The following is a 4292-nucleotide window of genomic DNA, read 5'->3' on the forward strand; positions in this document are numbered from 1 at the left end:
TGAATGAGGGAGCCAAAGGGCTCAGGTCAACCGGACAAGAAGTCACCTCCCGTGAACCAAATCAGCCGCCCGGCGTTTCCAAGGCAAGACCCGATGGAGGAACCTGTCCCATGAAACCGTTTCTTATGACCGCCACGGCCGCTGCTGCCCTTGCCTTGGTGGCCTGTTCGCCTTCCGCGCCAGACGCTGACCCTTCCCCGGTTCAGCCCTATGAAGACGACATCGTGATCGACGAATCCGCTGTTGAAACGCCTGCAGATGATATGGCCGGCGAGATGACGGATGACATTGCCGCAAACAGCCTGACCGATATCATCGCGCAGAATGCGGACCTCTCCACATTCGCCTCGGCGCTGGATGCGGCCGGGGTCTCTGAAAAGCTGGCGGAGGGCGGCCCCTACACCGTGTTCGCGCCGACCAATGAGGCCTTCGCAAAGGTGCCGCCGGAGGAGCTGGAAATGCTGCTCGCGCCGGAAAACAAGGACAAGCTGGTCAGCGTGATCGAATATCATGTCGTGCCAGGCAGGGTCATGTCCGCTGAGATGCCTACAGAGTCGGAAAATATCGCCACCGCCAGCCTGAACCAGCTGGATATGGCAATGCGCACGGTAGATGATGGCAAGGTGATGGTGAATGATGCGCACGTCACCTCAGCCGATATCGAAGCCACCAATGGCGTGGTGCACATTGTCGATACGGTGATCATCCCCCGCATGTCGGAATAGGCCGCGCGGCAGACGGGATGTGAACAAATAGCGAAAATGCAAGGTGCCATTAACCCTTCCCCCTGATAGGGTGAGGGGAATGAGCACGACGATTCGCATCCTCGGAATTGACCCGGGCCTCCGCCACACAGGCTGGGGTGTGATTGAGCAGACCGGCGCGCGGCTGGTGCATGTTGCCCATGGCGTGATCTCTGTGGATCCCGACTTTGCCATGGCGGACCGGCTGGGCGGGATTTTTGAAGCTGTGGGCGAACTCGCCCGGCATTACGGGCCGCATGCGGCGGGCGTAGAGGAAACACTGGTCAATGCGAACCCGCGCTCCGCGCTGAAGCTCGGCCAGGCAAGGGGCGCAGCCATGGCGGCGCTGTCCATGGCAGGCATTCAGGTCGCGGAATTTGCGCCCCGCAAGATCAAGCTGGCCATTGTCGGCACGGGCACAGCCGACAAGGACCAGATCGCCTTCATGGTGAAGCGCCTGTTGCCAAAGGCCGGGGAGATGAAGTCGGACTCAGCAGATGCCCTTGCCTGCGCCATCTGTACCGCCCACCATCTACCGGTGGAGCTGAAGCGAGGCGCAGCATGATCATTGGCAGACTGACCGGCATCGTGGCCGCCCTCGGTGCGGACCATGTTCTGATAGATGTGAATGGCGTCGGCTATGTCTGCCTGGCTGGCTCGCGCCTCTTGTCGAAGCTACATGCGGGCGATGAGGCGGTCATCCATGTCGAGACGCGGGTGACGGAAAACTCGATCACGCTGTTTGGCTTTGGCTCGGATGAAGAGCGCGCTTGGTTTGTCCGCCTGCAGGATGTGCACGGTGTGGCCGGCAAGGCGGCGATGGCCATTCTGGACGCGATCACGCCGGCCGAATTGATGGACGCGATTGCGCTAAGCGATGCCTCCGTGCTGACCCGCGCAAAAGGCGTCGGCAAGAAGCTGGCCGAACGCATCACGGGAGAGCTGGCCGGCAAGCCCCCTCCGCTCGGACGTTTTGGCAAGTTCGAGGCGGCGAATGTCGCCGGCATGGCCAGCGCGCCGGTTGCCGCCAGTACAGGCGCGCGCAGCGAAGCGATCTCTGCACTCGTCAATCTCGGCTATGCGCAAAGCGAGGCAGCCCGCACTGTGGCGGGTGTGGCCAAGGATATTGGCGATAAAGATGTAAGTACACTGATCAAAGCGGCCCTCAAGGAGCTGGCGAAATGAGCCGCGAGGGCACGCTTTCTGATCCAAACGCACAGGGCGGTGACGCGCTGGACCGCGCGCTGCGGCCACAGGCTTTTGACGACTATATCGGCCAGCGCAAGGCGAAGGCCAATCTGCGCGTCTATGTCCAGGCAGCGAAAAAGCGCGAAGAGGCGCTGGACCATGTGCTGCTCTTCGGCCCGCCGGGACTGGGCAAGACCACGCTGGCGCAGATCCTGGCAAAGGAAATGGGCGTCGGCTTTCGCGCAACGTCAGGCCCGGTGATCGCCAAGGCCGGAGACCTCGCTGCGATCCTGACCAATCTTGAGCCCAATGATGTGCTATTCATTGACGAGATCCACCGCCTGCCGCCTGTCGTGGAGGAGATCCTCTATCCCGCGATGGAGGATTATGCGCTCGACATCGTGATTGGGGAGGGCCCCTCGGCACGGTCTGTGCGGCTGGACCTTTCGCCCTTTACGCTGGTTGGTGCGACGACACGGGCAGGCCTGCTGGCCACGCCGCTGCGCGACCGGTTCGGCATTCCGATGCGTCTTGAGTTCTATGAGCCGGAAGAGCTGGGACGGATTGTCATGGCAGCGGCCCGCAAGCTGAAGGCTCCGATCACGGAGGATGGCGCGGTAGAGATTGCCGGCCGAGCGCGCGGCACACCGCGGATCGCACTACGCCTGCTGCGCCGTGTGCGGGACTTTGCCGAGGCCGATGGCGGCACGATTACACAGCAGGCTGCCGCAAGCGCACTAAAGCGGCTCGAGATCGATGCCGATGGCCTCGACGCGCTGGACAGGCGCTATCTGCACGCGCTGGTGAAGACCTATGCGGGGGGGCCTGTAGGCGTGGAGACGCTGGCCGTCGCGCTATCGGAAGCGCGCGATGCGGTGGAAGACGTGATCGAGCCTTATCTGATGCAAAAGGGCTATGTCGCGCGCACGCCGCGTGGGCGGGTGGCTGCGCCTCTGGCTTATGAGCGTCTCGGCCTGCCAGGGCCTGCGGCGGGCGAACAGCAGGGCGGTCTTTTCGGCGAGAAATAGCTGTCTTCCAGGCCGCATTCATGCCTTAAGTAGTTTCCACGATTTCCAAATCGCATGTGTCGTGCCCTGATGCTGACGAACCGCATTATTCGGGAGACAAGATCCATGTCCCATACACCCCACGATCTGGCAGAGGAGTTTCCGGAGATGGCCGACCGTATTCGCGAACTGAAAGAAGCTGACACGCATTTTGCGCGCCTGGCCCAGGACTATTACGACATCAACCGCCAGATCCACCGCATTGAGACGGATGTCGAACCGGCCAGCGATGCTTTCCAAAACCAGTTGCGACGCCAGCGCATGACGCTGAAAGATGAGCTGTACACCATGTTGAAGCAACCAGTCTGACGCTCACATTAGGAGGGGCAAATTATGGGTAATCTGACAGTAGATCCGCTGGCCATCGGGGCCCTTGTCGGTTTTGCATCGCTTGTGGCAATTTCGCTGGGAATTACGCTGTGGCTGATAAAGCAATCACGTAAGTCTGCAGGCGAAAAATAGGCCCGCTTACGTATATTTACGCATGTGAATTTCTTTCCTGCGCGGCATTCTGCTTGAAAACAGTGGTGTTCCACCTTGGGAGGAGTTTCGATGCCGCCGTCTTTTCAAGAGTTGATCGGGGAGTTTCCCGAGGCCTTTGAACGGATTCTGGAACTGGAGTCGGTTGACCCGGATTTTGTTCGTCTGGCGAAAGAGTATGATTCCATTAATGCTGCACTTCAGCTGTTCGAGACCAGTATTGACCCTGTATCCAATGGGCATCACAAGGATTTGCGTCGGCGCAAGATCTATCTGAAACAAAAGATCTGTACGCGCATTTCCGATTGATCCGAACATCTTGAATATTCCCCTTGCGAACAAGCAGGCGCTGGCGTAAATCGCGCTGCCGCCGACCGCTGCGAAAGGCACAAACGGGCGGCGGAGCCTTGTTCTTTTACCCATGTCCGCCCCGTCGTTTGACTGTGTGTCCTGCGGCGCCTGCTGTTTCAGCAGGAACCCCCGCTATCTGCAACTGCTGCCCTGGGACGCCTCCCGAAACCTGCCGTCTGAAAGCCTCTTTACAGAAGGCGGCAACACCTATGTCAGCTTTGCCTGCGGGCACTGCGTGCATCTGGACCTGTCCGCCGGGAAGGCAGCCTGCCAGGTATATGAAGACCGGCCCGAAGCCTGCCGCGCCTTCCGTGCGGGCAGCTTCGAATGCGTCAAGGCCCGCCGCGCCAATGGCATCATGGGCGTGACTGCGCGCAGCAGGGAAGGCGACCTTCCGAAGGCGGGCTAGGTCGCTCTCTCTGCGGCATGTTGCCTCCTGCGCCTAAAGCCGGACTGGCCTTCG

Annotated in this window: 8 protein-coding genes; all 8 read left to right on the forward strand. The window is 60.5% G+C overall.

Annotated elements, in window-relative coordinates:
* The first annotated feature begins 110 nt into the window (after window positions 1-110).
* The 8 genes from HY2_RS14490 to HY2_RS14520 all read left to right on the forward strand — a co-directional run bounded on the left by HY2_RS14490 (window position 111) and on the right by HY2_RS14520 (window position 4238).
* The gene (locus tag HY2_RS14490; RefSeq protein ID WP_051595081.1) at window positions 111-725 is read left to right on the forward strand and encodes a fasciclin domain-containing protein; all 615 of its coding nucleotides are present in this window, start codon (window positions 111-113) and stop codon (window positions 723-725) included.
* Between the two features lie 79 nt (window positions 726-804).
* Entirely contained in the window at window positions 805-1308 is a 504-nt protein-coding gene (gene ruvC, locus HY2_RS14495) for a crossover junction endodeoxyribonuclease RuvC (protein WP_034828893.1), read from the forward strand.
* Window positions 1305-1928: a Holliday junction branch migration protein RuvA gene (gene ruvA, locus HY2_RS14500; RefSeq protein ID WP_199285706.1), complete on the forward strand. Its 624-nt coding sequence runs from the start codon at window positions 1305-1307 to the stop codon at window positions 1926-1928. The genes ruvC and ruvA overlap by 4 nt, the downstream gene beginning before the upstream one ends.
* Window positions 1925-2959, forward strand: a complete 1035-nt coding sequence (ruvB, locus tag HY2_RS14505) for a Holliday junction branch migration DNA helicase RuvB (RefSeq protein WP_034828895.1) — start codon at window positions 1925-1927, stop codon at window positions 2957-2959. The genes ruvA and ruvB overlap by 4 nt, the downstream gene beginning before the upstream one ends.
* 105 nt (window positions 2960-3064) lie before the next feature.
* Window positions 3065-3307: an HP1242/YdcH family protein gene (locus HY2_RS14510; RefSeq protein WP_034828903.1), complete on the forward strand. Its 243-nt coding sequence runs from the start codon at window positions 3065-3067 to the stop codon at window positions 3305-3307.
* A gap of 24 nt (window positions 3308-3331) precedes the next feature.
* On the forward strand, window positions 3332-3460 hold the full coding sequence (locus HY2_RS17795) for a hypothetical protein (RefSeq protein ID WP_267895831.1): 129 nt from the start codon (window positions 3332-3334) through the stop codon (window positions 3458-3460).
* Between the two features lie 90 nt (window positions 3461-3550).
* On the forward strand, window positions 3551-3787 hold the full coding sequence (locus HY2_RS14515) for a hypothetical protein (RefSeq protein ID WP_034828897.1): 237 nt from the start codon (window positions 3551-3553) through the stop codon (window positions 3785-3787).
* A gap of 112 nt (window positions 3788-3899) precedes the next feature.
* The gene (locus tag HY2_RS14520) at window positions 3900-4238 is read left to right on the forward strand and encodes a YkgJ family cysteine cluster protein (RefSeq protein ID WP_034828898.1); all 339 of its coding nucleotides are present in this window, start codon (window positions 3900-3902) and stop codon (window positions 4236-4238) included.
* The last annotated feature ends 54 nt before the right edge of the window (window positions 4239-4292 follow it).

The organism is Hyphomonas pacifica, assembly GCF_000682675.1.
In the GTDB taxonomy this organism is placed as follows: Bacteria; Pseudomonadota; Alphaproteobacteria; order Caulobacterales; family Hyphomonadaceae; genus Hyphomonas; species Hyphomonas pacifica.

What these genes read in the sequence shown, in the direction of transcription:
- HY2_RS17795 (WP_267895831.1), top strand. Translation starts at nt 3,332, where the DNA reads ATGGGTAATCTGACAGTAGATCCGCTGGCCATCGGGGCCCTTGTCGGT.
- HY2_RS14510 (WP_034828903.1), top strand. Translation starts at nt 3,065, where the DNA reads ATGTCCCATACACCCCACGATCTGGCAGAGGAGTTTCCGGAGATGGCC.
- ruvA (WP_199285706.1), top strand. Translation starts at nt 1,305, where the DNA reads ATGATCATTGGCAGACTGACCGGCATCGTGGCCGCCCTCGGTGCGGAC.
- HY2_RS14520 (WP_034828898.1), top strand. Translation starts at nt 3,900, where the DNA reads ATGTCCGCCCCGTCGTTTGACTGTGTGTCCTGCGGCGCCTGCTGTTTC.
- HY2_RS14490 (WP_051595081.1), top strand. Translation starts at nt 111, where the DNA reads ATGAAACCGTTTCTTATGACCGCCACGGCCGCTGCTGCCCTTGCCTTG.
- HY2_RS14515 (WP_034828897.1), top strand. Translation starts at nt 3,551, where the DNA reads ATGCCGCCGTCTTTTCAAGAGTTGATCGGGGAGTTTCCCGAGGCCTTT.
- ruvC (WP_034828893.1), top strand. Translation starts at nt 805, where the DNA reads ATGAGCACGACGATTCGCATCCTCGGAATTGACCCGGGCCTCCGCCAC.
- ruvB (WP_034828895.1), top strand. Translation starts at nt 1,925, where the DNA reads ATGAGCCGCGAGGGCACGCTTTCTGATCCAAACGCACAGGGCGGTGAC.